Genomic DNA, 25,005 nt, shown 5'->3' with positions numbered 1-25,005 from the left:
CGGGCCGCGCCGCCCGCGATTCCCGGGTCGCAGGCGGTTGACGCAGGCGCGCCCGGCGGCATATCCGGGGGCGAAGCGCCCTGAAAGGACCCGTCATGAGCTTTGACCGCAAGATCAAGATCGCGCCCTCAATCCTCGCCGCCGATTTCGCCGATTTCGGGCGCGAGATCCGCGCCGTCGAGGATCAGGGCGCCGACTGGGTCCATGTCGATGTGATGGACGGCCATTTCGTGCCGAACCTGACCTTCGGGCCACCGGCGGTCGCCGCCTTTCGCAAGCACGTCAACACGGTCATGGATGTGCATCTGATGATCGCGCCGGTCGACCCGTTCATCGACGCCTTCGCCAAAGCCGGCGCCGACATCCTGACCGCGCATGTCGAATCGGGGCCGCATATCCACCGCACATTGCAGGCGATCCGCGATGCCGGCATGCGCCCGGGTGTGGCGCTTAACCCCGGCACCCCCGCTGACGCGGTCGAGCATCTTCTGGACCTGACCGATCTGGTCTGCGTGATGACGGTCAATCCGGGTTTCGGCGGCCAGAAATTCCTGGATATGACCGGCAAGATCCGCCGGTTGCGCGAGATGATCGGCGACCGCCCGGTGCATATCGAGGTCGACGGCGGCATTGATGTGGTCACCGCACCGCTGGTCGTCGCGGCGGGCGCCGATGTGCTGGTCGCGGGGTCGGCGGTGTTCAATGGCGGCTCGGTCTCGAACAGCGCCCGCTATGGCGAGAACATCCGCGCCATCCGCGAGGCCGCCGAATCCGCGCTGGTGAAATAGCCGGGGCGCCCGAATCCCGGCGTAAGCAGCGACCCGCGCAAAAACCAAACTGTGACTGCACGGGGCGCGTCGGGGTGGTTATCCTTTCCATGTAAGATCCGGCAGCGGAAGGTTTCCATCCCATGCGAAGTACAGAAATCCCGGCCGCATGCCCGCCGCCCCGCGGATCTTCGCCGTTGCGTGGCTGGCTGTTCGCGCTTGTCTCGGGTCTGATGGTTCTGGCGGCCGCCCTGCCCGCGACGGCGCAGCTTATGGTGCCCGCGAACAGCCAGCCCTCGATCGCGGCCGACGCCAATATGGCGGCGCTTCTGGCGGCGCGGCTGCGCGGGACGCAGGAACTGGGGTGGGAGCCACCGGCAGAGCCCGAACCAAAGCCGCGCCGCCCCACCGTCCCCGAGCCGGATAATTACAGGGCCGCACCCTATTTCGGGCCGGTGCCGGCGACGTTGAGCGGCGCGACCGTGGTCGATGCCGTACAGGCGCGGCAGTTGCACGATCAGGGCGTGCCGTTCGTCGATGTCCTGCCGCGCCCGATGCGGCCAGACGACACCCCGCTTGGCACCATCTGGGTCGAGCCCCAGCACATGACCATTCCCGGCGCGCTTTGGCTGGCCGACACCGGCTATGAAACGCTTACCACCCCGCAAATGGCGACGCTGAAACAGGGGCTGATACAGGCCAGCCACGGCAACCTGGACGGCAGGATGGTGTTTTTCTGCTCGGCCGATTGCTGGATGTCGTGGAACGCGGCCCGCCGCGCGGTCGAGATGGGCTATACCGGGGTGATCTGGTTTCCCGATGGCACCGATGGCTGGCAAGAGAATGGCGATGCCTTGACCCCGGTGATGCCCGATGGCCCGTAAACCGGCCCGAAAACCGCGCGATTTGCGCGGATTCGCCGAAAAGGCTTGCCAAGAAGCCCGGTAGCCATGCCATAAGCTGACCCGATCCGGGCGGAACGGATGGCTGGGGACGCAATCATGAAAATGACGATAGACGAGGCGCTGACGCAGGGCGGCGCGGGAAAGTTCCAACGCAAGCTGCTGGGCATTTTCGGTCTCGTATGGGCCGCGGACGCGATGCAGGTGATCGCGGTCGGATTCTCGGCTGCGTCCATCGCCGCAAGTTTCGGGCTGACCGTTCCGCAGGCCCTGCAAACCGGCACTTTGTTCTTTCTGGGCATGTTCATCGGCGCCACCCTGTTCGGCCGCCTTGCCGACCGCTATGGCCGGCGCCGGGTTCTGATCCTTACGGTGGCGTGCGACGCGATCTTCGGGCTTTTGTCGGTCTTTGCCCCCAGTTTCGGGGTCCTGCTTGGGCTGCGGTTCCTGACCGGGGTGGCGGTTGGCGGCACCTTGCCCGTCGATTATGCGATGATGGCCGAGTTCCTGCCGCCCAGAAACCGCGGCCGCTGGCTGGTCTGGCTGGAAGGTTTCTGGGCCGTCGGCACGATCATCGTCGCCCTGACCGCATGGCTGGCGGCAAGCGCGGGTTCGACCGAGGCTTGGCGCTGGATCTTCGCGGTCGCCGCCGTACCCGCATTGATCGGCATCTGGCTGCGCCTGTGGGTGCCGGAATCGCCGATGTTTCTGTTGAAAAGCGGCGATGAGCCCGGCGCGCGAAAGGTCGTCGCGCAGGTTCTGCAAAACAACGACGCCCCGCCCCTGCCCGCCGAAGCCCGGCTTGTCCTGCCGCAGGTCACCCGCACGGACGGGCTTTTCGACGGGGCGATGCGGGGCCTTACCATCGCCGTCCTCGCGCTTTGGTTTCTGGTGTCGCTGTCTTACTACGGCGTTTTCACCTGGCTGCCGCCGCGTCTGGCGACGGACGGCTTCGGCTTCGTGCGCGGCTATGGCTTTCTGGTCATTCTGGCGCTTGCCCAGATTCCCGGCTATGCGCTGGCCGCGCATGGGGTCGAGCGTTGGGGACGGCGCCCGACGTTGATCGGGTTCCTGCTGCTGTCGGCATGTGCCTGTCTATTGTTCACGCTGGCACCGTCACCGACCGTCATCGCCATCTCGCTGATTTTGATGAGCTTTGCGCTGCTTGGGACATGGGGCGCGCTTTATGCCTTTACGCCCGAGCTTTATCCGACGCATCTGCGCGGCACCGGCATGGGCATGGCCAGCGCCTTCGCCCGTCTGGGCGGCCTTTGCGCGCCCTTCATCCTGCCGGCCATCGTCGCGCAGGGCTTCGGTCTGACAATCGGCCTGTTCGCAGCACTTCTGTTCCTTGCGGCGCTGGTTGCGGTGACGATCAGGGTCGAGACCCGCGACCGGCCGATCGGTTAGCGGCGCGGGCCGGATGATGGCGGCAATGCGGGCGTCTGGACGGACGGCGGCACATTGGCGATAAGGGCGCATGGACGACCATTCGCCACCCTTCCTGACGCTTCACAGCGCCTCGCCCGCGCAAACCACCGCGCTGGCGCAGGCCCTTGCCGCGGCCTTGCGGCCCGGCGACAGCGTGCTTTTGTCGGGTCAGGTGGGTGCCGGCAAAACCCATCTTGCCCGCGCCGTCATACAGGCGCGACAGGGCGATATGGCCGAGGATGTTCCAAGCCCGACCTTCACCATCGTGCAGACCTATGACGATCCGCAGGGAACCGAGATCTGGCACGCCGACCTGTATCGGCTGACCCACGCCGATGAACTGACCGAGCTTGGTCTGGACGAGGCACGCGACCATGCAATCACGCTTGTCGAATGGCCCGAACGGCTGGGTTTCGCCCCCGATGGCGCATTGAGCGTCACCATCATGGTCGGGGCCGATGCGGATGCCCGCGACATCACCCTGCGCGGCGCCGGGTGGGCGGCGCGGCTGGCAGATTTGCCGCGTGCGATTGAGCGGGCGGCGTTCATCGAAAGCACGGGTCGCGGCGATCAGCGCGTCACCGCGCTGGCCGGTGACGCCTCGGCACGGCGCTATTTCCGGCTGACGGGTGGCTTGGGTCCGGCGATCCTTATGGATGCGCCGGTCGACGGCAACGGGCCGCCCGAGCGGTTCACCCGCGTCGCCCGCTGGCTGACCGAGCGCGGCTTTTCCGCCCCCCGGATCCTTGCCGAAGACGCAGAACGGGGCTTTCTGCTGCTTGAGGACCTGGGCGACGATCTGGTGGCGCGGCTGATCGACGCGCACCCCGAAATCTATCCGGCCATCACCGCCTTTCTGGTAGCGCTTCACCAACACGCACCGCCCGACTGGGCGCCGGTGCTGGACGGTCCCGCCCTGTCCGATCAGGTCGGCCTGTTCGCCGAGCATTATCTGACCGCCGTCGGAGCAACGACAGATCAGCGGGCGTTGGCGCGCGGTATCGGCCCGGCAATCGCGGCCCTGTATGGGCGTCATGCGGGCGACGCGCCGGTCCTTGCCCTGCGCGATTTTCATGCCGAAAACCTGCTTTGGCTGCCCGAGCGGCCGGATGTGGCGCGGCTGGGTCTGCTGGATTTTCAGGATGCGGTGGCGGCGCATCCGGCCTATGATCTGATTTCGGTGCTGGCCGATGTCCGTCGCGATACGCCGCCCGGGGTCGCGCAGGCCGAGATGCGGCGCTATGCCGAAATGACCGGCCGCGATCCGGTCCGTTTCGCAACCGTCTGTGGCTTGTTGACGGCCCAGCGGAACCTGCGGATCATGGGCATTTTCACCCGTCTGGCGCTGTCGGGAAAGCCGCGCTATCTGGCCTTCATGCCCCGGGTCTGGGCGCAGATCGGTCAGGCGCTTGCCGATCCCGCGCTTGCCGATCTGGCGGCCATCGTCGAACGCATGCCGGCGCCCGATCCGGCCATCGTCGAAAGGATCATGTCCCGATGCCCCCGCTGATGATCTTTGCGGCCGGGCGCGGCACCCGGATGGCACCCCTGACCGACCGGATGCCCAAGCCGATGATCCCCGTCGCGGGGCAAACCCTGCTGGATCGCGCGCTGGATATGGCGCGGAAAACCGATGCCAGCCGTATCGTGGTAAACATCCACCATCTGGGCGATCAGATCCGTGATCGTCTTGCCGGCACCGATGTGCTGATCTCGGATGAAAGCGACGCGCTTTTGGAGACCGGCGGGGGGCTGCGCAAGGCGCTGCCGCTGCTCGGTGCGGAGGTGGTCGCCACCCTGAACCCCGATGTGGTCTGGGCCGGCCCGAACCCGCTCGTCCAGCTTGCAGGGGCGTGGGACGGCAAGCGGATGGATGCGCTTTTGTCGCTTGTCCCGGTGGCGCGGGCGCGGGGACGGGTCGGCGGCGGTGATTTCAGCATGGATCCGCAGGGCCGGCTTATCCGGCGCGGCGATTTGATCTATGGCGGCGCGCAGATCATCCGCACCGACCGGCTGGCCGAGATCAAGGAAGAATCCTTTTCGATCAATCGCCTGTGGGATCTGCTGATCGCCGATGGCCGGGCGTTCGGGCTGATCCATCCCGGCGGGTGGTGTGATGTTGGGCGCCCGGATTGCATTCCGCTGGCCGAAGAAATGCTGGCGGCGGGATGATACCAGCGGGCTGGCGGAACGGGTTTTTCGGTTTACCCTTGGGCGTCGATTTCGCCCGAGAGCTTGCCGCCGGCCTTGTCCAGCGGCTGCACGGTCAGCCGCCCGAGGTGATGGCGCGCACCACCGTCTATCTTAACGCCGGACGCACATTGCGCGCCTTTCGGGCCGCGCTGGACGAACATGGTCCGCTGCTGCTGCCACGGCTGCGGCTGATCTCGGACCTTGGCGCCGCGCCGCGCCCGGGTCAGCCGCCCCTTGATCCGCGCCTGCGCCGGCGGTTGGAGCTTGGTCAGCTTATCGCGCGGTTGATCCTGGATCAGCCGCGTCTGGGGAATGGTCAATCGGTGCCGGCGCTTGCGGAATCGCTTGCCGGGCTGATGGCCGAGATGCAGCTTGAGGGCGCGAGCCCCGCCGCGCTTGACCAGATCCGCGTCGCCAACCATGCCGCGCATTGGCAGCTAGCCCAGACTTTCCTGCGGATCGCGGCGAAATTCTATCTGACCGGCCCGTCGCGCGATCGCGAAAGCCGTCAGCGACAGGCCGCCGAACAGGCGGCCGAGGATTGGGCCGCGGGGCGGAATCTGCCCGAGGGTCCGGTGATCGTCGCGGGCTCGACCGGCTCGCACGGGGCGACGCGGCTCTTCATGCAGGCGGTCGCGGCTCTGCCGAACGGCGCGGTCGTGCTGCCCGGATTTGACACCGATACGCCCGACGCGGTGTGGCGGGGCCTGAACGAGCACTCCGAGGAGCATCCGCAATACCGCTTTGCCGCGATGCTGCGTCAGGCCGGGATCAGCCCCGGCGATGTGACCGGCTGGACGCAGGCCGGGCCACCGGCGCCGGCGCGCAATGCGCTGGTCTCGCTGGCCCTGCGCCCGGCGCCGGTGACCGACCAGTGGGTGGCCGAAGGCCCGACGCTTGGCGATCTGCCCGACGCCAGCCGCGACCTTACCCTGATCGAGGCCGACAGCCCGACCGGCGAGGCCGAGGCGATCGCGACGCTGATCAGGCAGGCGGTGGCCGAGGAAACGCCGGTCACCGTCATCACCGCCGACCAAATGCTGATCCGCCGGCTTCAGTCGGCGCTGGATCGCTGGCGGCTGATCGCGGATGACAGCGCCGGGCGGCCGCTTTCACTGACCGCGCCCGGTCTTTTCCTGCGCCACGTGGCCGAGCTTTTCGGCCAGCCGCTGACCGTCGATGCGGCGCTGACCATCCTGAAACACCCGATTACCTGCACCGGCGGCGATTTTCGCCCCCGCCATCTGGGCCTGATACAGGGGCTGGAGCTGCGCTTGCGTGACCGTGGTCCCGCATTCCCCGACGGGCAGGCGGTGCGTGACTGGATCAAACGCCGCGCCGATCCGGTGGCGCAGGATTGGGGCGAATGGCTGGCGCGGGTCATGGACCGCATGGCCGCTCTGGCCTCGGATCGCGGTCTGCGGCCATTGTCGGACCGGCTGGCCGAGCATCTGGCGCTGGCCGGGGAACTGGCCGCCGGTCCCGGCGCCCGGGCCGAGGACAGCGAGCTTTGGGCCAAGGACGCCGGCGGCAAGGCGCTTGCCGTCATGGAAAGCCTGTCCGACCAGGCGGGTGCTGGTTATCCGCTGACGGCCCATGATTTCGCCGCGCTGCTGACCGCGCAGCTTATGGCCGATTCGATCCGCAGCGACGAACGCGCCCATCCGCTGATCCGCATCCGTGGCCCGCGTGAGGCCCGGACCGAGGCCGCGGGCCAGCCGGGTGGTATCACCGTTCTGGCCGGTCTGAACGAAGGCAACTGGCCCGCAGCGCCAGCCCCCGACCCATGGCTGTCGCGTCCGATGCGGCGCGACGCGGGGCTTTTGCTTCCCGAACGCCAGATCGGCCTTTCCGCCCATGATTTTCAGCAGGCCATTGCCGCGCCGCGGATCGTGCTGACCCGCGCCCGTCGGGACGCGGAATCGGAAACCATCTGCGCGCGCTGGCTGAACCGGCTTTTGAACCTGATGAACGGCCTGCCGGCGCAACGCGGGCCCGAGGCGGTTCAGGCGATGCGCGATCGCGGCGCGAGGTGGCTGGTGCTGGCCGACCGGGTGCTTGCACCCGCGGAACAGATCGCCCCGGAACGCCGGCCCGCGCCGATCCCGCCCGCTCCGGCGCTGTCGGGCCTTTCGGTGACCGGCGTTCGTCAGTTGATCCGCGATCCCTATGCCGTTTATGCGCGCCGCGTTCTGGGGTTGAAGCCGCTGTCGCCCTTGCGCGCCGATCCCGACGCGGCGCTGCGCGGAACGGTTCTGCACAAGGTCGTGCAGCGGATGCTGGCCACGCCGATCGACCCGGACCTGCCGCATTCGGCCCTGCGCGACCGTTTTCTGCGGACCACCGCCGAGGTTCTGGAAAGCGAAGTGCCATGGCCGGCGGCGCGCCGGTTCTGGCTGGCGCGGATGGAATCGGTCGTGGACCGGCTGGTTGCCGATGAACTGCCGCGCGCGGCCTGCGGGCGGCCCGCCATCGTCGAAACCGGGGGGCGGATCAGCCTGCCCGGCCTGTCTTTCGAGTTGAACGCCAAACCCGACCGCATCGACGTGCTGCATGACGGAACCGTCCATGTCTACGACTACAAGACCGGCACGCCGCCCTCGCAGAAGCAGGTCGACAGCTTTGACCTGCAATTGCCGCTTGAGGCGGCGATGGTCCAGCGCGGCGCCTTTGGCCCGGACCTGCCGACCGAGGTGCAGGGCGTCAGCTATATCCAGCTTGGCGGTGACGGCGCGACCAGCCAGCGGGACGCCGACCCGGAAATCTGGGCCAAGTTTCAGCGCCTGATCGCGACCTATCAAAACGGCGATCGCGGGTTCACCGCACGGCTTGCCATGCAAAAGACCACGGATTCGAGCGATTACGACCATCTTTCACGCTATGGCGAATGGTCGATGAGCGATGACGCGATTGCGCAACCGGTCGGCGCAGGCGCAGACACAGGCGGAGGTGGCGATGAGCGGTGATCGCGCGCCTGTCACACCGGATGACGCCACGCTGCGCCAGATCAAGGCGGCCAATCCCGCGCTTTCAACCTGGCTCACGGCGAATGCCGGCTCGGGTAAGACCCGGGTTCTGACCGATCGCGTCGCACGGCTTTTGCTGGCCGGAACCGACCCGGCCCGGATCCTGTGCCTGACCTACACCAAGGCCGCCGCATCGGAGATGCAGAACCGGCTTCTGGGGCAGCTGGGGAAATGGGCCATGCTGCCGAGCGAAGAGCTTCGCGATCAGTTGGCGCGGCTGGGCGATGGCGGCACGGCCGATCTGTCCGGCGCGCGGCGCCTGTTCGCCATGGCGATCGAGACGCCGGGCGGCCTGAAGGTGCAGACCATCCACTCCTTCTGTGCCGCGGTCCTGCGCCGCTTTCCGCTGGAGGCCGGGGTGCCGCATGGTTTCACCGAGATGGACGACCGCAGCGGTCAGTTGCTGCGCGCCGAAATCGTCGATGCCATGGCCGAACAGGGCGCGCCGGAAATCGACGATCTCGTCTCGCTGGTGTCCGAAGGATCGGATGCGTTTCTGGCGGCAGTGGCGGGGTCGCGGCAGGTGCTGGCCCAGCCGCCCGACCCCGAAGCGATCATGCAGGCGGTCGGGCTGCCGCGCGGCTTTGACTATGACGCGCTGATTGGCGGGGTGTTTGTCGGCAATGAACGCGATATCTTCGGCACGCTGATCCCGGCGCTGACGGCAAGCGGCGCCAATGACAACAAGGCTGCCGCCAAACTGCTTCGCGGCGATTGGGCCAACACCAGTCTGGCCGAGGTCGAGATATTGGAAGATGTTGGCCTGACCAAAACCGGCGAGAATGCGGGCCAGCCCTCGGCCAGATTCCCGACCAAGGCGGTGCGCAGTTCGGCGGCGGCGATCATGCCTGATCTTGACGATCTGCTGGTCCGCGTGGCCGAGGCGCGGCCACAGCGGCTGGCCTATCAGCTTGGGCTGCGCTCTCAGGCATTGGCGCGCTTCGGTCATGCGTTTCTGACCCGCTATGATGCGGCCAAGGCGGCGCGGGGCTGGCTGGATTTCGATGACCTGATCGAGCGGACCGGCCGGCTTTTGTCCAACCCGGCGCTGGCCCAATGGGTGCTGTTCCGGCTGGACGGTGGCATCGACCATATTCTGGTGGACGAGGCGCAGGACACCAGCCCGGCCCAATGGCAGGTCATCGAAAGCCTGACCGCCGAATTCACCTCGGGTCAGGGCGTGCGCGACGCCGGAGAGCGGACCCTGTTCGTCGTCGGGGATCCGAAACAGTCGATCTATTCCTTTCAGGGCGCTGATATGTCGGTGTTCAGCGCCCGTCGCGAGGGGTTCAGTGCCGCGTTCGATGCGGTGCTGCAACCGATGCAGAACCTGTCGCTGGACCACTCGTTCCGCTCCTCGCCCGCCATCCTGACGCTGGTCGATCGCACGTTCGAGGATGCGGGCGGCGCCGGTCTGGGCGGGACGGTGCGGCATATCGCGCATAAATCGCGGCTGCCCGGGCGCGTCGATCTGTGGCCGGCGGTGCCCAATCCGCAAAACCCCGACGATGCCGATTGGTATGATCCGGTCGATCAACCGCTTCCCGATGCGGCAAGCACGGTGCTGGCGCGGGCATTGGCGGCACAGATCAAGGATCTGCTGGACAGCCGGGCGATGATCGCCGACGCGCGCTCGGGTCAGGACCGGCTGCTGCGCGCCGGCGATTTCCTGATCCTTGTCCGCAAGCGCAGCCGCATCTTTCACGACATCATCACCGCGCTGAAAGCCGCCGATCTGCCGGTTGCGGGCGCCGACCGGCTGCGTCTGGGGGCCGAGCTGGCCGTCAAGGACATCACCGCCGTTCTGGCCTTTCTGGCCACGCCCGACGATGATCTGGCACTTGCGGCGGCGCTGCGGTCACCCCTGTTCGGTCTGTCCGAGGATGCGCTGTTCCGGCTGGCCCATGGGCGCGGCGGTAATCTGTGGGGTGCGCTTGATACCTCGGACCGGCATCCCGAGGCGCGGGAGATCTTGACCGATCTGCGCGGGCAGGCCGGTTTCATGCGGCCCTATGACCTGATTTCGCGGCTGCTGATCCGTCATGGCGGCCGGGCGCGGCTGCTGGCGCGGCTGGGCGCCGAGGCGGCGGACGGCATCAACGAGCTGATCTCGCAGGCGCTGGCCTATGAACAGTCCGAGGTGCCCTCGCTGACCGGGTTTCTGGTCTGGCTTTCGGCGGGCGAGGTCGAGGTCAAGCGCCCGCAGGGCGGCACCGGCGCGGGGTTGATCCGGGTGATGACCGTGCATGGCGCGAAAGGGCTGGAAAGCCCGGTGGTGATCCTGCCCGACACCGGCAAGATCCGAACGCGGCAACCGCCAAAGTTTCTGGAAAGGGACGGCCGGCCGATCTGGACCGGCAGCGACAACGCCCGCCCGGATAGCGTGCAAATGCTGCTCGATGACCACAGACAGGCGGATCTGGCGGAACGACGTCGGCTGCTTTACGTCGCGACGACCCGTGCCGAAAGCTGGCTGATCATCGCCGCCGCAGGTGAGACCGACGACAGTTGGTATGCCCAGATCGAAGCCGGTTTTGACCGGGCCGCGGGCACGCTGGACCAATCGCTGATCCCGATGCCCGGTGGTCAGGGGGGGCAGATCCGGCGGCTTTCCTTTGGCGACTGGCCCGCGGATGCGCTGGGGGCCGCGCGCATCGCGACGACCGAGGTCGCGCCCGATCTGCCGGCGGTTTTCCACCAGACCGCGCCCGCGATGCCGCACCCGCCCCAACCGGTCGCAGCCAGCGGTCTGGGCGGGGCCAAGGTGCTTGCCGGTTACGCCGAAGGCGCGGTGGACGCCGAAACCGCCATGCTTGCCGGCACCCGGCTGCATCTGCTGCTGGAACATCTGCCGGGCCGCGACCGCTCTGATTGGCCGGCACTGGCCCGCGCGGTTCTTGCCGCGACCGAGGATGGGTTGCCGCCCGAGCCTGTCCTGAACGATCTGCTGGCCGAGGTCACGGCACTGGCCGATGCCCCCGATCTGGCGCCCGTGTTCGGCCCGACGGCGCAGGTTCTGGCCGAGGTTGAACTGACCGCGCGTCTGCCCGAACTGGGCGGACAGGTGCTGAACGGCATCGTCGACCGGCTGGTTCTGCTGCCCGACCGCGTGCTCGCCGTGGATTACAAGACCAACGCGCTGATTCCCGACGATCCCGCAGGGGTGCCGCTGGGCATCCTGCGCCAGATGGCCGCCTATCGCGCCGCCTTGCGCCAGATCTATCCCGACAGGTCGGTGGAATGCGCGGTGCTTTGGACCCGCAGCGGGCGGTTGATGGACCTGCCCGATGCGGTGATGGACGGCGCATTAGGGCCGTCCGCGGGTCTTGACCCGGCCCGGTCGGAAACCTAGCTGTGAAATCAAGGCCTCACCCGCGACAGCGTGTTGTCGCGCATAACCGGAGAGATTCGCATGGCAACCCATAAAGTAACCGATGCCACGTTTGACGCCGAGGTGCGCCAATCCAAAGTTCCCGTCGTCGTTGATTTCTGGGCCGAATGGTGCAGTCCCTGCCGCCAGATCGGTCCCTCGCTCGAGGCGCTGGCCGACGAATATGGCGACAAGCTGAAAATCGTCAAAGTCAACGTCGACGAAAACCCCAACAGCCCGGCCGAGCTGGGTGTGCGCGGCATTCCCGCCCTGTTCATGTTCAAGGACGGTCAGGTCGTGTCGAACAAGATCGGCGCGGCGCCGAAAGCGGCGCTGAAAAGCTGGATCGACAGCGAGATCTGAGGTTTTCACCCGGCCGAAGCAGACAATCCGGGCGGCGGGTCACAATGGCCAGCCGCCCTTTTTCATCGCTTCCAGAATGGCGTCCTCGACCCCCGGCGCGCCGGCGTTGATGGCGTTTTCGCGCAGGAACCACCACAGATAGCGATCATAATCGGGGCGGTGGTCAGGGGCCTCGGTCAAGCGGTCGGGGCCAAGCGCGATGTGGTGAAAATCCGCGCCGGCGAACAGAACCGCCGGGCAGTGGTAGAAATAGCCCTGAAAAGCGACGGCGCTGTTTTCCGTCACCACGAATGCGCATTCGGACAATGCCCGGTCCGGGTTCAGTGGCCCGACGGTCAGGTTCTTGTGGTGCCCGGTCAATGCCTCCAGCGCGAACAGGTCTGCGGCGGTATAGACCTCTCGCGGGTGAAGCGAGGCGCGAATCTCGCGGTTCGGGAAGGTCTGGGCCACCCGTTCCAGCATCGTCAGCGGACTGGCGGTTTGAAAACTGCGCTGGCGGGTCAGTATGCCTTGCAGGGGAACATATATCCAATCCGCCCGGCGCGCCGGAAGCCGGGCGTCCGGCCATACCCGCGCACGGGTGCGGGCAACGAAATCCCGCGCCGGGCCGGGATCGACGCTTTCCGCGTCGAACCGCGCCTGCGCCACCGGCCACAGCCAGCGCTCGGCCCGTTTTTCGATCCGCCAGAACGGATAGATATAGCTGCGCCGATAGGTCAGCGCGCGTTCGTGGGTCGGGCTTTCCATGTGAAACAGTGCGTATCCGCCCCGCAGACGCGCCGCCAGACGCTCGGCATCGCCGGATTCGCGCAGCTCGGCCCGCCAGCCGCGCGACTGAACGGCGGCCATGACCAGCCGGGGAAAATTCTGCCCACCCGCCCGCGCGCCCTTAAGCGTCGGGGGATCAAGGTAAATTCGCAGGACGGGCGCGCGTGCCATGACCAAGCCTTAGAAGCCACCCGCGCAAGGTTCAAGCAGCGATCAGGCCGGGATCAAGGTTGCAACGTGGCGCCGGCGGCCATATCTGACCGGCTGAGGGCCGCCAAGGCGCGGCCGCGACCCGAAGGAGATTTTCATGGCCGAAGACAGGTTTCCCGGTTGGCACGGCACCACCATCCTTGCGGTTCGGCGCGGCGGACGGGTCGTCGTCGCCGGCGACGGGCAGGTCAGCGTCGGCCAGACGGTGATGAAGGGCACGGCGCGCAAGGTGCGTCGGCTGTCGCCCGGTGGCCATGACGTGATTGTGGGTTTCGCGGGATCGACCGCCGACGCCTTCACCCTGCTGGAGCGGCTGGAGAAAAAGCTCGAGGCAGCGCCCGGACAGCTTCAGCGCGCCGCGGTCGAACTGGCCAAGGACTGGCGGACCGACAAATACCTGCGCAACCTGGAAGCCATGCTGATCGTGACCGACGGCAAATCGCTGTTGGTGGTGACCGGCGCGGGCGATGTGCTGGAACCCGAACATGACGTCGCGGCGATCGGATCGGGCGGGAATTTCGCGCTGGCGGCGGCGCGCGGGCTTATGGAATCCGAGCTGGATGCCGAAGCCGTGGCCCGCAAGGCCATGGCGATCGCGGCGGAAATCTGCGTCTATACCAACGGTAACCTGACCGTTGAGGAGATCGCTTCGGATGCCTGACATCACCATCCTGCCGGACGACCTGCGCGCCGCCGTGGCCGCCGGCCGGCTGACCGAGGCGCAGGCGGCCTCGCTGACGGCACTGGCGCAGGAACGGCTGTCGGTCCGTCAGTCCATGTCCGCCGATGAAGAACCGTTTGAGCTGTTTCGCGGTTTCGCCGAGGTCTTCATCTCGGTCGGGCTGGTGGTCCTTCTGGTCGGCGTGGCCGGGGTCTCGGTCGTGCTGCAGAACCCGACGATGATCTTTCTGGCCTGCATCGCGGCCTGCGTGCTGCTTGCCATGTACTTCACCCGGGTGCGGCGGATGGTGCTGCCCTCGATCGTGCTGGTCTGCGGCTATGCGGCGGCGATCGCGGGGTTGATCGGCTGGTTCATGGTCCAGCGCGCCGGCACCCGGCTGATGGAGGGCGCGACGCTGCGCCCCGATCAGGAGATGCTGATGACGCTGGCGGCGGTCGGTGTCGGGCTGCTCATCTGGTACCGGGTGTTCCGGGTGCCGTTCACGGTTTTCCTGATCGGGCTTGTCGGCCTTGGCATCGTGATCGTCATATCGCTGCGGCTGACCGGCCTGCCTTTCGCGGAATGGCAATCGCTGTTCAATCTTCAGAACGGCTCGGGTCTGGCGATCGGAACGCTGGTCTTCGGCATTCTGGCGCTGATCGCGGGCACCTGGTTCGACACGCGCGACCCGCACCGGGTCGGGCGCGCCTCGGCCGCCGGTTTCTGGCTGCATCTGCTGGCCGCGCCCGCCATCGTCAATACGCTGGGCCAGACCGCGATGAACTCGGACGGAACCGCGCGCTATATCTACATGGTGGTGTCGCTGGTCGCGATCACGCTTCTGGCGCTGGTTCTGGACCGGCGCAGCTTCCTGACCGCGGCGATCGGCTATTTCGCATGGCTGATCTGGATGCTGACCCGGCAGAACGGCGAAGGGCTGGACCTGCCGGTGGTGTTCATCCTGATCGGCTCGGCGGTGACGGCGCTGGGCGCCGGCTGGACGCCGATGCGTTCGGCGGTCATGCGCGCGCTGCCCGATTTTCCCGGCAAGGACCGTCTGCCGCCCTATCGGACGGCCTGACCGGGCCGGCCATCAAACGAAAGGCTAATCATGAGCGATCTTACCCCCCGGGAAATCGTGTCGGAACTGGACCGGTTCATCATCGGCCAGAAGGATGCCAAGCGCGCGGTCGCCGTGGCGCTGCGCAACCGCTGGCGGCGCAAGCAACTGTCCGATGACCTGCGCGACGAGGTCTATCCGAAGAACATCCTGATGATCGGCCCGACCGGCGTCGGCAAGACCGAGATCAGCCGCCGACTGGCCAAGCTGGCCCGCGCCCCGTTCCTGAAGGTCGAGGCGACCAAGTTCACCGAGGTGGGCTATGTCGGCCGTGATGTGGAACAGATCATCCGCGATCTGGCCGACGCCGCAATCGTCGAGACGCGCGAGCAGATGCGCGAAGAGGTCAAGGCCCGCGCCCACAAGGCGGCCGAGGACCGCGTGGTCGAGGCTTTGGCCGGCGAAAACGCGCGCGAACAGACCCGGCAGATGTTTCGCGACAAGCTGAAGCGCGGCGAGCTGGACGACACCGTGATCGAACTGGAGCTGCAGGACAACTCGAACCCGCTGGGCATGATGGAAATTCCTGGCCAGCCCGGCGCCATCGGCGGCATGATGGACCTGTCGGGGCTGATGAAGGCCTTCGGCGGCCGCCGCGTGCGCCGCAAGATCACCGTGGCGGAAAGCTATGACCTGCTGATCGCGGAAGAGGCCGACAAGCTTTTGGACGACGATACCGTCAAGGCGGCGGCGCTGGAATCGGTGCAGGAAAACGGCATCGTCTTCATCGACGAAATCGACAAGGTCGCGGCCCGGACCGATGCGCGCGGCGGCGATGTCAGCCGCGAGGGGGTGCAGCGCGACCTGCTGCCGCTGATCGAGGGGACGACGGTTTCAACCAAATACGGCCCGGTCAAGACCGACCATATCCTGTTCATCGCCTCGGGCGCCTTCCACATCGCCAAGCCCAGCGATCTTTTGCCCGAATTGCAGGGCCGTCTGCCGATCCGGGTCGAATTGCGCGCCCTGACCGAGGAAGATTTCGTCCGCATCCTGACCGAGACCGACAACGCGCTGACCCTGCAATACAAGGCCCTGATGGGGACCGAAGGGGTCGAGGTCGAATTCACCGAAAACGGCATCGCCGCATTGGCCCGGATCGCGGCCGAGGTGAACACCAGCGTCGAGAACATCGGCGCCCGGCGGCTGTATACGGTGATCGAGCGGGTGTTCGAAGAACTGTCTTTCACCGCCCCCGACCGCAGCGGCGAGAAAGTGACCGTGGACGCAGCCTTTGTCGAAAAGCACTTGGGCGATCTGTCGCGGTCGACCGACCTGTCGCGCTATGTCCTGTAGCGGCTAAATCACCTTGCCGGGGTTCAGTATCCCGGCAGGGTCCAGCGCGGCCTTGATCGCCCGCATCGTGGCCAGTTCTGCCGGGCTGCGCGAATGGTCCAGCCAGTCGCGTTTCAGCAACCCGATGCCATGTTCAGCCGAGATTGACCCGCCCATATCCCTCACGATCCCGTAGGCGATCCGGTCGACCTCATGCGCGGCATCCGAGCCGGCGTCGACGGCGATATGCAGGTTGCCGTCGCCGATATGGCCGAAGAACGACAGATGCGCGTCGGGATAGCGCGCCAGCAGCCGGGCGCGGCAGGCAGCGGCGAATGCGTCCAGCCGACCGACCGGCAGCGCCACGTCGAGGTTCAGAAGATGCGGCAGGGCGCGGTCCATCGCGTGCCCCTCGCGGATGTCCCAGAACCGGCGGGCATCGGCAAGCGACTGCGCCGGCAGGGCGTCGGTGATCAGGCCGGCCTCGAAGGCTTCCTCAAGAAACGCGCCAAGCGCCGCATCGCCGCTTTCGGTCTCGACGATCACCGCAAAGGCGGGCGGATCGGCAAAGGCGGTGACATTTGCAAGCTGCTGGTTCAGCGCGAAATAATCGCGCCACATCGCCTCGAAGGCGGAAACGGTCAGCCGGGCGCCGGCAAGCCGCAGCAGCGCCAGAACCTGCGGGTAACCGTCCAGCGCGACCAGTGCGGTGGCGGGCGGCGGCCCTTGCGGACGCAGGCGCAGGACGGCGCGGGTGATGACGGCCAGCGTGCCCTCGGAGCCAGCGATCAGGTGGCGGAGGTCATAGCCGGTGTTGTCCTTGACCGAGCGGTTCAGATGCGACAGCACCGTACCGTCGGCCAGCACCGCCTCGACCCCCAGCAGATTGTCGCGCGTGGTGCCATGGCGGATCACGCGCAGGCCGCCGGCATTGGTCGCGATCAACCCGCCGATCTGGGCGGACCCGCGCGCGCCAAGGTCGATGGGCAGCAGGAACCCGGCGGCCTCTGCGGCCTTCTGCGCGGTTTCCAGAACCGTCCCGGCGCAGACCAGCATCGCCGGCACGTCCGGGTCGATTTCCTCGACCCCCGACAGCCGCGACAGCGACAGCGCGATCTGCCCGGGGCCGGGATTCGCCCCGCCGGCAAGGCCGGTCATGCCGCCTTGCGGGACGACGGGTTGGCGATGGCGGTGACAGATGGCCAGCGCGGCCGAAACCTCGGCGACCGTCGCGGGCCGCAACAGCGCCAGCGGCGCGGTGCGTCCGGTGCCGCTGGCGTCGCTTTTGGCACCCTCCAGCCCGTCGGTCAGGCAACCGGCGGGGCCGAGCACAGCCGTAAGTTCGTCAAGCAGCGTCACGCCGCAGCGCCTGCGCCATGCAATGGATGCCGCCGCCGGTCTTGGAAATCTCGCTCATGTCGATATCGGCGACCTCGAAGCCCCGCGCCCGCAACTGGCCGATCAGCGCCTGCGAGGATTTGGGCGCGATCACCCGATCACCGCCCAAGGACATGAAGTTGCAGCCAAGCGCCATTGTGTCCTGAAACGGCACGTCGATGATCTCATGCCCCTTGGCGCGCAGCCATTCGACGATGCCGGGTTCGGTGCAGGTCAGGCAGACCGCCGTCAGCTTCGGCGCGATCGGCACCACCATCAGGTCGATATGGACATAATATTCGTCGATGAAGGCGATGCGGGTTTCCCAGCCCTCGGCCTCGAACCAGCCGGCCACCTGACGCGCGCCTTCCTCCTGCGTGCGGGCGCCGCCGCAGCCGATCAGAACGCAGCCCTCTTCGATGACGTTGAAGTCGCCGCCCTCGAAAGTGCCGGCGGTCACCATGTCATAGATCGGGATGCCGAGTTTCTCATAGCTGCGGATCGCGGCATAATTCTCGCCCCGCCGCCACCATTGCGCCATGGCGGTGATGATCGCGCCATAAGGGGTCATCACGCTGGAATCGCGGGCATAGACCTGCATCGGCAGTTCCGATTCGGGCGCGTGCATATGGACCTTGACGCCGAAATGCTCATAGGCCGCGACCATTTCGGCATGCTGTGACTGGGCGACCTGGATATTGCAGGGCGCCTCGCGCAGATGCTTGCGCGACAGCGAACTGGTCGAGAGATGCCGCAGATTGGCCGGGCTGCCCAGCAGAACGTCGGTCAGCCGGTCGGTCTCATTGGCGAAACCCCAGCCGGTCAGCGGCTTGGTGCCGCCCGAAAGGTTGCGGCGGCGCAGGGAAAACGGTTCGCGAAGGGGTGCGTTCATGGCAATGCTCCTGTCAGGCGCCGGGCATGGCAGAGGGTATCCACCAGTCCCGGCCGCGGTGGGTCGTGACATATTCCGGCCAGCGGAAATGAATCGGCGGGTCATAATCGCAAAGCGGCGGGATCCAGTCCGCGCCGCCGATGCCGCCACCGGTGCGCTGACGGAATTCATTCATCGCCGCGTCGCGGGCGCCGGCATCCTGCAACAGCCGCAGCGCCGACAGCGCAAGGATGGATGCGGCGGTGCGGACCATCGGGTCGATGGTGGTGGGAATGCCGCCCAAGGCGTTCATCACCCATGGCGGATAGGGACCGCCGCGCAGCGCCGGCCGCGCGACATAGAAGCGCGCGGTGGGCGCGTGCCAGCACATATCGGTATAATCGTCCGAGGTCGAATGCGTCTGGCTGGGCGGCAGGTCGCGGCGCAGGATCGCCTCGGCGTCCTGCGGGGCGATCAGTCGCGACATTTCCGGGATGAACGGGTCGTCCATCGGCGCGATCCCCAGATTGCGCTGGATGTCATGTGCGGCGGCCACGGCGGCGGCATCCCATTGCGGCGCGCCGACCGCCTGCATCGCTTGCCAGACGATATCCGCCATGGCGTGATTGGCCAGCCCGGGCCGCGACTTGCAGACCCAATGCCGTTCCCAGCGGCAGCCGGTCATCGCGGCGGCGGCGGCGGCGTTGCGGTCCAGCGCCTCGGTGACGGTCTCGGCCATCGCAAGCGTCGGCACGCGCAGCATATACTGTATCTCGGCCAGACCGGCGGGCAGGTTATCGGCGGTGGCCTGGCCAGCGGTCAGGATCGCCTCGGACAGCGACCATCCGCCCTGATGCGACAGCATCGATTCGCGCAAGGATTTGCTGGTCAGATACATCAGGTTCAGCGCATCATTCGCACCGGGCGCCCGCACCGCGCTGTGCGATTGCGGGATCGGGGCGCCGTCGCTGTGCCCCCAATCCTGCGGCGCGTCGCAGATAAAGCGATAGATCATCGCATAGGCAGCACCGCAATGCGTGTCCCAGCGCACCGTGTTGCACATCGGCAGCATGTAGAACGGATGAAACGACAGCATCCCCGCCAGCCCGTCGTAATAGCCCTTTGCGGCGTGGATCGGTTTCGATCCGCGCACCTTCTCGGCCGGCTCTCCGGTAAAACGCAATCCGCCGGGGATGTTGTGTTTTTCCATCGCCGTCTTGATCGCCAACAGACCGCCAAGCGCGCCGATGCCAAGGCCGGAATGCGGGTCGGTGTGGCCGCCGGCCTGAAAGCCAAGCCCGGCGCGGGGCTCGCGGCGGGTCGTGGCGGCCTGACAATTGCCGGGCACGGCATCGTATTCGGCGTACATCCCCACCACCGGCCCGTCGCCATTCGACCATTCCGCGCAGAAGGCGGTCGGCATCCCGGCCGAGCCTTCCTCGACCGAAAACCCCTCGGCCCGAAGCCGCGCCACATACCATTCGGCCGACCGGTATTCGCGCCACGCGGTTTCGCCGAAGTCGAAGATCGTCGCGCACCAGTCCGAAAGCTCGCCGGCGCGGGCCTGCACGGCGGCGAGCGCGGTTTTCTGGGCACCTGTTATCTGGGCGCCTGACAATTCGGTTTCTCGGGCCACGTTCGGTTCCTGCGCCTTGCGGGACTTTCCCATCGCTACACCTGCGATCAGGCCCGAAAAAAGTGAAATCGCTGCGCCCGGTCGACAAATCATATTCACCGGGCCGCTGGCACGGGCCGGGCCCGGTCGCTAGTCTGACCGGTGAAAGGCAGGTGGATGATGACGCGGATACCGTCGACACAGGCGCTTCGGGCGCTGGAAAGTTTCGCCCGGCACGGCACCGTCTGGCAGGCCGCGGATGAGCTGAACCTGACCCGAAGCGCGGTCAGCCATCAGTTGCGCCTGCTTGAATCCTCGCTGGGGTTTCAGTTGATGAGCCGGGTCGGCGCGCGGGTCGAACTGACGCCGCAGGGCGCCGCCTATGCGCTGGATGTGCGCCGCGCCCTGTCCACCATCGCCGGATCGGCCGCGCGTCACGCCGGGCGCGGCGCCACCGGGGTGTTGACCGTAAGCTGTCCGCCCGGGCTGGCGTCAAGCTGGCTGTGCCCCAAGATCGGCCGGTTTCACGACGATTTCCCCGATGTCGCGCTGTCGCTGGTCACGCCGCGGCGGCTGGACGACGTCAGCAACCCCGATGTGGATCTGTTCATCACATTCGGCCATGGCAATCTGCCCGGTCAAGATATCGAGCTTTTACAAGAGGTTGCCTTCACGCCGCTGTGCAGCCCGCTGTTGGTCGACAAGCTGGACGGGTTGTCGCGCCCCGGTGATCTTCTGGCGGCGAACCTGCTGCATCTGGCCGATTTCGACGATTGGCAGATGTGGTTCCGGCAGACCCGCCTGCCCGAGGATGCGGCCCGGACCGGGGTGGTGTTTTCCGACATGAACCTTGTCTATTCGGCCGCCATCGCCACGCAGGGCGTGGCCATGGGCGACCGCTTTATCTGCCATGAAGCGATCCGGCAGGGCCAGCTTGTCCAGCCGTTCGAGCAATCCATCCCCTCGCCCAGATCCTATTACATGGTTCTGCCGCCCGAGAAATCGGACAATGCGGCGGTCGTCGCCTTTCGGGGTTGGTTGCGCGACCAGTTGCAAAGTCAGGCGACGTGAAATGGAATTTGTCGTGCCGGCAAAGCGATTTTTGTTGCTTTCCGGCGTTTCCGCTTTCTACCCTGATCTGGAGGCGCGATCGGGGGCAAGGGCCACAATGGCGGGACACCAGGCTGCGGCAGAAATCACGGCCCAGCAGATCGGCAAGGTTTTCGGCCGGTTCACAGCGCTGGAGGATATCTCGCTGACCATTGGCCGGGGTGAGTTCCTGACCCTTCTGGGGCCGTCGGGATCCGGCAAAACCACGTTTCTGATGATCCTTGCCGGGTTCGAGCCGGCGACCAGCGGCAAGCTGTTGCTGGACGGGCGCGACATCACCGATATGCCCCCCGAACAGCGCGCCTTCGGCATGGTGTTTCAGGGCTATGCGCTGTTTCCGCATATGAGCGTGGCCGACAATATCGCCTTTCCGCTGAAGGTTCAGGGCCGGTCCGCCGCGCAGATACGCGCGCGCGTGGACGAGATGGTGCAGATGGTCGGCCTGACCGGCCATGCCGACAAGCGGCCCTCGGGTCTGTCGGGCGGCCAGCAACAGCGGGTCGCGCTGGCCCGGGCACTGGCCTATGAACCGCCGGTTCTGTTGCTTGATGAGCCGTTCTCGGCGCTGGACAAGAACCTGCGCGGCCAGATGCAAGAGGAAATGCGTCGCATCCATCGCCAGACCGGCACCACGTTCGTCTTTGTCACCCATGACCAGGAAGAGGCTTTGGCCCTGTCGACCCGGATCGCGATCTTTGAAAAGGGCAAGCTGCAACAACTCGCCCCGCCGCGCGAGGTCTATGAGCAGCCCGCGAACCGCTTCGTCGCCGAGTTTCTGGGCGATATCAACATATTGCCGGTCGCCGGCCGCGATGGTGGCGCGGTTATGATCGAGGGCGAAAGGCTGGGTGTTCCGGGGGGTGCGGGTGAAAATCTGGCGATCCGGCCCGAGCATATGCACCTGTCCACCGAAAAGACCGCCGGCGCCAACGGGTTGCCGGCGGTCGTTCAGGATTTCACCTATCTGGGCGCGGAAACGCGGGTCGCGCTGCAAACGGCCGGCGGCAACGGTCTGATCCTGACCCGCCCCACCGATGAACTGCCCACGACGTTGCGGCCCGGGGCGCAGGTCTGGGTGTGCTGGCCGCAGGACCGCGGGTTTTTGCTGTGACATGATAATCGGCCGCGGAACCGGCCAATATAAACGGGGAGTTTTAAGATGAACGGACCATTCCTGAAGGATCAGGCGGAGATCCTGAAAATCCGCGCCGCCCGCGGCCAGATCTCGCGCCGCGATTTTACCCGCACCGCCGCGCTGTTGTTGGGTACCGCGGCCATCGGCTTCCGCGCCGGTCCGGCGGCCGCGCAATCGGGCGAACTGGTCATGGTCAACTGGGGCGGCGATGCCTCGACCGCCTATGACAAGGCCTATGGCGAGCCCTTCAAGGCCGAAACCGGCATCACCGTCAAACAGGACGGCTCGGGCCCGACCGAGGGCGCGATCGAGGCGCAGTTCAAATCCGGCAAGCCAAGCTGGGACGTGATGGATGTGGATGCGTTTTCCGCTGAAACGCTGGGCAAGAAGGGGATGATGGAGCCGATCGACTATAACGTCGTCGACAAGGCCAAATTCCGCGAAGGTTTCGGCTGGGAATATGCGGCCTCGACCTATTTCTTTTCTTACGTGATTGCCTATGACGCCGCCAAGTTCGGCGACAATCCCCCGACCAGCATGGCCGATTTCTTCGATGTCGAGAAATATCCCGGCAAGCGCAGCATGTATAAATGGGGCGTCGCCATGTGGGAGGCCGCATTGATGGCCGACGGGGTGCCGATGGACCAGCTTTATCCGCTGGATCTGGAGCGCGCGCACAAGAAGATCGCCGCGTTCAAGGATAACGTTCTGGCCTATTGGGGCGGCGGCGCGGAAAGCCAGCAGCTCTTGCTTGACGGTGAGGTCAGCATGGCGCTGATCTGGTCCACGCGCGGCAAGCTGATCGAGCAGGATTCGGGCGGCGACATCAAATTCACCTATGCGCAGGGGCTGATCTCGCCCGGGGCGCTGGGGGTGATGAAGAACAACCCGGGCGGCAAGGACAATGCGATGAAATTCATCGCCTCGACGCAGGATCCAGAAAAGCAGTTGGTGATGTTCAACATGCTGGGCCAAAGCCCCGCCAACCCGGCGACCGACGCGCTGGTTCCGGAAGAGGACCGCCGCTATAACGCCGTCGATCCCGAGAATGCCAAGGGACAGCTTCCGCTGGACATGGCCTGGTACGAGGAAAACTATACCGCCGCGCTGGACGAATATCTGAAGATCATTTCGGCCTGACCGAGATGCGGCGGCCCGGGGTAAGGACATGACCAGACAGGCGCGTTTCCTGATCCTTCTCGGGCCGCTGCTGCTGCTTTTGGTGGCGGCCTATCTGGTCCCCTTCCTTGGCATCATGCGGTGGAGCGTGACCCTGCCCGAGCCCGGGCTTGGTCAATACCGCACCGCGCTGACCGACCCGCTGGTGCTGGGCGTGATCTGGCGCACGCTGCGGATCTGCGCGCTGGTCACGGTCTGTGCGGTGCTTGGGGCCTATGCGATCACCCTTGTCTGGGTGCGCGGCAGCCCGGGCTGGCGGCTGTTCGCGGAACTGGCGATCCTGATTCCGTTCTGGATCTCGGTCCTGACCCGCGCCTTTGGCTGGCTGGCGCTGCTGTCGAACCGGGGGCTTATCAACACCTGGCTGCAATCGCTGGGCATCCTGTCCGAGCCATTGGCCCTTGTGCGCAACGAATTCGGCGTGGTGGTGGGGATGGTGCATTTTCTGATCCCCTTCGCCGCCTTCCCGCTGGCCTCGGCGATCCGCAGCGTGGACGAGCGCGTGCTTCTGGCCGCGCGCGGCATGGGGGCGTCGCGGGCGCGGGTGTTCTGGCAGGTGTTCGTACCGATGACCGCGCCGGGCATCCTTGGGGCGGCGCTGGTGGTGTTCGTGTTCTCGCTGGGCTTCTTCGTGACACCCGCCCTGCTGGGCGGCGGCCGCAGCGTGCTTGTGGCCGAACTGATCTATACCCGCGTGTTGCAAAGCCCCGACTGGGGTCTGGCCGCCGCGATCAGCATGATCATGATGATCGCCGTCGGCGGGTTGCTGGTGGTGATCCTGAAACAGGCGCGCCGGGGGACCGGGATATGATGGCGCGCCGACCCGGCCCGGTCGCCCTGATTTTGGCCGTGCTGGTCGCGGTCTTTCTGCTGATGCCGCTGATCGCGGTGATTCCGGTCAGCTTCACCCCGCGCCGGCTTTTGTCGATGCCCGAAGGCGAATGGTCGCTGCGCCATTACCGGGCGCTGATCGAGAATCCGCAATGGGCGCAGGGGCTGTGGCTGTCGATCCGTATCGGCGTCGTGGCCTCGGTCGTCGCGACCACGCTTGCGACCGCCTTCAGCCTGGGGCTGTGGATGCTGCGGCCACGGCTGGCGGGGCTTTGGATGGGTATCGCGCTTTTGCCGATGGTGGCGCCGCCCGTCGTCTCGGCGCTGACGCTGTATTTCTTTCTGATCAACCTGTCCAAGGTGAACAGCTTTGTGGCCTTCGATACATGGGCCGGGGTGGCGCTGGCCCATTCGGTCATGGTGGCGCCTTTCGCGGTGGTGCTGGTGACGGTATCGCTGTCGCAGGTCGACCGGAGGATCGACCTTGTGGCCCGCAGCATGGGCGCCACCCTGTGGCAGCGTATCTTCAGGGTGATCCTGCCGAACATCCGCTTTGGCGTCATCGCGGCGCTGTTTCTGACCTTCGTCCTGTCGTGGGAGGAAATCGGGGTGACGCTGTTCATCACCTCGGTCAACGCGGTGACCTTGCCGCGCATGATGTGGATGGGGCTGCGCGACAACATCGACCCGGCCATCGCCGCGATCTCGGTCGTGCTGATCGTGATCGTGGTGACGGTGCTGGTGGCCAAAAGCATCTGGCAATGGTCGGCGCGGCGGCGTGCCGAAAGGGGCTGAACGGCC

20 protein-coding genes are annotated in these 25,005 nt (G+C 66.4%); 16 read left to right on the top strand and 4 right to left on the bottom strand.

The genetic code is table 11. The features are described 5' to 3' along the window. Nucleotides 1-95: 95 nt before the first annotated feature. The 8 genes from rpe to trxA all read left to right on the top strand — a co-directional run bounded on the left by rpe (nucleotide 96) and on the right by trxA (nucleotide 12,052). Nucleotides 96-788 (top strand): ribulose-phosphate 3-epimerase, encoded by a 693-nt coding sequence (gene rpe / locus ACFSCT_RS02155; protein ID WP_379139758.1) that lies wholly within the window; start codon nucleotides 96-98, stop codon nucleotides 786-788. A gap of 176 nt (nucleotides 789-964) precedes the next feature. Continuing rightward, nucleotides 965-1,651, top strand: coding sequence for a rhodanese-like domain-containing protein (locus ACFSCT_RS02150; protein WP_379139756.1), 687 nt, complete (start codon nucleotides 965-967; stop codon nucleotides 1,649-1,651). Between the two features lie 117 nt (nucleotides 1,652-1,768). Further along, nucleotides 1,769-3,079, top strand: a complete 1,311-nt coding sequence (locus tag ACFSCT_RS02145) for an MFS transporter (protein WP_379139754.1) — start codon at nucleotides 1,769-1,771, stop codon at nucleotides 3,077-3,079. Between the two features lie 70 nt (nucleotides 3,080-3,149). Next, a complete protein-coding gene (gene tsaE / locus ACFSCT_RS02140) occupies nucleotides 3,150-4,610 on the top strand; it encodes a tRNA (adenosine(37)-N6)-threonylcarbamoyltransferase complex ATPase subunit type 1 TsaE (protein WP_379139753.1) in 1,461 nt (486 codons plus the stop codon). Then, nucleotides 4,598-5,272 carry a nucleotidyltransferase family protein gene (locus ACFSCT_RS02135; protein WP_379139751.1) on the top strand — a complete coding sequence of 225 codons (675 nt, stop codon included), beginning with the start codon at nucleotides 4,598-4,600 and terminating at the stop codon, nucleotides 5,270-5,272. Before tsaE ends, ACFSCT_RS02135 begins: the two co-directional genes overlap by 13 nt. Continuing rightward, on the top strand, nucleotides 5,269-8,259 hold the full coding sequence (gene addB / locus ACFSCT_RS02130; RefSeq protein WP_379139749.1) for a double-strand break repair protein AddB: 2,991 nt from the start codon (nucleotides 5,269-5,271) through the stop codon (nucleotides 8,257-8,259). The genes ACFSCT_RS02135 and addB overlap by 4 nt, the downstream gene beginning before the upstream one ends. Beyond that, nucleotides 8,249-11,671 carry a double-strand break repair helicase AddA gene (addA, locus tag ACFSCT_RS02125; protein ID WP_379139747.1) on the top strand — a complete coding sequence of 1,141 codons (3,423 nt, stop codon included), beginning with the start codon at nucleotides 8,249-8,251 and terminating at the stop codon, nucleotides 11,669-11,671. Before addB ends, addA begins: the two co-directional genes overlap by 11 nt. A 60-nt stretch (nucleotides 11,672-11,731) precedes the next feature. Next, nucleotides 11,732-12,052, top strand: a complete 321-nt coding sequence (gene trxA / locus ACFSCT_RS02120) for a thioredoxin (protein ID WP_379139745.1) — start codon at nucleotides 11,732-11,734, stop codon at nucleotides 12,050-12,052. Between the two features lie 39 nt (nucleotides 12,053-12,091). Here trxA and ACFSCT_RS02115 read toward each other — a convergent pair whose 3' ends face one another. After that, nucleotides 12,092-12,991, bottom strand: coding sequence for a hypothetical protein (locus ACFSCT_RS02115; RefSeq protein ID WP_379139743.1), 900 nt, complete (start codon nucleotides 12,989-12,991; stop codon nucleotides 12,092-12,094). A gap of 136 nt (nucleotides 12,992-13,127) precedes the next feature. Between ACFSCT_RS02115 and hslV the strand changes: the two genes are divergently transcribed. From hslV to hslU, 3 genes are read left to right on the top strand one after another with little or no spacing between them, the layout of a single operon-like run. Further along, nucleotides 13,128-13,691 carry an ATP-dependent protease subunit HslV gene (gene hslV / locus ACFSCT_RS02110; protein ID WP_379139742.1) on the top strand — a complete coding sequence of 188 codons (564 nt, stop codon included), beginning with the start codon at nucleotides 13,128-13,130 and terminating at the stop codon, nucleotides 13,689-13,691. After that, on the top strand, nucleotides 13,684-14,772 hold the full coding sequence (locus tag ACFSCT_RS02105) for a hypothetical protein (RefSeq protein WP_379139740.1): 1,089 nt from the start codon (nucleotides 13,684-13,686) through the stop codon (nucleotides 14,770-14,772). The genes hslV and ACFSCT_RS02105 overlap by 8 nt, the downstream gene beginning before the upstream one ends. Nucleotides 14,773-14,802: 30 nt before the next feature. Then, the gene (gene hslU / locus ACFSCT_RS02100; RefSeq protein ID WP_379139738.1) at nucleotides 14,803-16,107 is read left to right on the top strand and encodes an ATP-dependent protease ATPase subunit HslU; all 1,305 of its coding nucleotides are present in this window, start codon (nucleotides 14,803-14,805) and stop codon (nucleotides 16,105-16,107) included. A gap of 3 nt (nucleotides 16,108-16,110) precedes the next feature. On the opposite strand, the gene ACFSCT_RS02095 is transcribed toward hslU, so the two are convergent. From ACFSCT_RS02095 to ACFSCT_RS02085, 3 genes are read right to left on the bottom strand one after another with little or no spacing between them, the layout of a single operon-like run. Then, nucleotides 16,111-17,445 (bottom strand): FAD-binding oxidoreductase, encoded by a 1,335-nt coding sequence (locus ACFSCT_RS02095; RefSeq protein ID WP_379139737.1) that lies wholly within the window; start codon nucleotides 17,443-17,445, stop codon nucleotides 16,111-16,113. After that, nucleotides 17,432-18,355, bottom strand: coding sequence for a dimethylarginine dimethylaminohydrolase family protein (locus tag ACFSCT_RS02090; RefSeq protein WP_379139735.1), 924 nt, complete (start codon nucleotides 18,353-18,355; stop codon nucleotides 17,432-17,434). The genes ACFSCT_RS02095 and ACFSCT_RS02090 overlap by 14 nt, the downstream gene beginning before the upstream one ends. A gap of 13 nt (nucleotides 18,356-18,368) precedes the next feature. Beyond that, a complete protein-coding gene (locus ACFSCT_RS02085) occupies nucleotides 18,369-19,970 on the bottom strand; it encodes a zinc-binding metallopeptidase family protein (protein ID WP_379139733.1) in 1,602 nt (533 codons plus the stop codon). Between the two features lie 159 nt (nucleotides 19,971-20,129). On the opposite strand from ACFSCT_RS02085, the gene ACFSCT_RS02080 reads away from it, so the two are divergent. The 5 genes from ACFSCT_RS02080 to ACFSCT_RS02060 all read left to right on the top strand — a co-directional run bounded on the left by ACFSCT_RS02080 (nucleotide 20,130) and on the right by ACFSCT_RS02060 (nucleotide 24,999). Beyond that, nucleotides 20,130-21,020: a LysR substrate-binding domain-containing protein gene (locus ACFSCT_RS02080; protein ID WP_379139731.1), complete on the top strand. Its 891-nt coding sequence runs from the start codon at nucleotides 20,130-20,132 to the stop codon at nucleotides 21,018-21,020. A gap of 97 nt (nucleotides 21,021-21,117) precedes the next feature. Beyond that, nucleotides 21,118-22,170, top strand: coding sequence for an ABC transporter ATP-binding protein (locus tag ACFSCT_RS02075; protein ID WP_379139729.1), 1,053 nt, complete (start codon nucleotides 21,118-21,120; stop codon nucleotides 22,168-22,170). Nucleotides 22,171-22,218: 48 nt separating this feature from the next. Further along, the gene (locus ACFSCT_RS02070) at nucleotides 22,219-23,334 is read left to right on the top strand and encodes an ABC transporter substrate-binding protein (protein ID WP_379139727.1); all 1,116 of its coding nucleotides are present in this window, start codon (nucleotides 22,219-22,221) and stop codon (nucleotides 23,332-23,334) included. A 28-nt stretch (nucleotides 23,335-23,362) separates the two neighbouring features. After that, entirely contained in the window at nucleotides 23,363-24,184 is an 822-nt protein-coding gene (locus tag ACFSCT_RS02065; protein WP_379139725.1) for an ABC transporter permease, read from the top strand. Further along, a complete protein-coding gene (locus ACFSCT_RS02060; RefSeq protein ID WP_379139723.1) occupies nucleotides 24,181-24,999 on the top strand; it encodes an ABC transporter permease in 819 nt (272 codons plus the stop codon). Before ACFSCT_RS02065 ends, ACFSCT_RS02060 begins: the two co-directional genes overlap by 4 nt. The last annotated feature ends 6 nt before the right edge of the window (nucleotides 25,000-25,005 follow it).

Origin of the sequence: Paracoccus pacificus (assembly GCF_042680785.1) — a bacterium.
GTDB classification, from domain to species: Bacteria; Pseudomonadota; Alphaproteobacteria; order Rhodobacterales; family Rhodobacteraceae; genus Paracoccus; species Paracoccus pacificus.
This window is presented reverse-complemented; position numbering and strand designations above follow the sequence as displayed.